1 protein-coding gene is annotated in these 1,386 nt (G+C 35.6%); it reads left to right on the forward strand.

Features of this window, described 5'->3' with window-relative positions; all coding sequences use genetic code 11:
* Nucleotides 1-83: 83 nt before the first annotated feature.
* Complete coding sequence (locus GJV76_RS15515; RefSeq protein ID WP_155093485.1) at nt 84-1,283, forward strand: IS4 family transposase; 1,200 nt, start codon at nt 84-86, stop codon at nt 1,281-1,283.
* Nucleotides 1,284-1,386: the final 103 nt, after the last annotated feature.

Consider the following 1,386-nt stretch of genomic DNA (forward strand, 5'->3'; position numbering starts at 1 on the left):
TCATTGTTGTCCGATAAAAAGAGTAGTTTTTTCAGACTACTCTAATTTTTAGTAAGTTTGAAGTAACCACACTTTAAACTACTATGGGTAAAAATAGTCATTTTTCGACAAAATCCGTTTTCGGACAGCTGATTTCCTTAATTGATGATTCCCTTATCAAAAGAGAAGTCAAAAAGAGCAATTCAGACCGCTATACCAAGCGGTTTAAGACCAAAGACCATTTGATAAGTATGCTTTTTTGTTCGTTTTCAAAGTGTACTTCACTCAGGGAAGTATCAGGAGCAATGCTTGGTTTGTCGGGAAAAACGTCGGGCTTTCAATTGAATCACATTCCAAAAAGAAGTACTTTGTCGGATGCGAACAGGAAAAGAGATGTTTTGGTTTTTGAGAATATCTATCATGGATTACTCCGGCAATATGGTGAATTTTTATCGGACAGCCGGATTAAAAGCGTGATTAAAAAGCAGGTAAAAATCTTTGACAGCACGACTATCAGCTTGTTTAAGGATATTCTGGAGGGCGTTGGCAGAAAACCCAAAACAGGCAAAAAGAAAGGTGGGATCAAGGTTCATACGGTTGTCAATGCCGATGAAGTCGTTCCCAGTTTGGTTTGGTTCAGCGAAGCTAAAAAACACGACCATCAGTTTTTGGACAAACTAAAATGTGATAAAGACACCGTTTACGTTTTCGATAAGGGATATAATGACTACAAGGCTTTTGCGCATTTTACAGCGCATAAAACGGGATTTGTAACACGGATAAAAGATAATGCATCATACATCAATATTGAAGAGTTAGACATTGAAGAGCCTATTCACAGTGGTGTTTTAAAGGATGAAATTATAGAAGTTGATGTAAAAAATGGCACAGCATGTTCAAAACTAAGACTCCGGAAAGTGGTTTTCTATGACCGTGTCAACAAAAGGGAATTTGAGTTTTTGACCAATCTGTTTGATATGAGAGCCGACCTGATTGCTGCTCTTTACAAAATCAGATGGCAAATTGAACTACTGTTTAAGCAGTTGAAACAAAACTTCCCTTTAAAATATTTTTTGGGAGATAATGAAAATGCTATCAAAATACAGATTTACTGCGTATTGATCGTGAATCTTCTACTGGCAGTCATCAAAAAGAGATTGAAACGCCATTGGGCATTTTCAAACTTAGTGAGTTTTTGCAAAATACATTTGTTCAACTATATCAATCTGATGAAATTCCTGGAAAACCCCGAAAAAGACTGGATTATTGAGAGAAACCAAACTGAGCAATTAGCTCTATTTTGACAGCTTAGTTTTGAGAAACGAAAAAATAAAAAGCACAATGAAATGAAAACCAATTAGATAAAAATAAAAAAGAAGTGATTTTAATTTTTATCGGACGCTAATG

The organism is Myroides albus, from assembly GCF_009711045.1.
GTDB lineage: Bacteria > Bacteroidota > Bacteroidia > Flavobacteriales > Flavobacteriaceae > Flavobacterium > Flavobacterium album_A.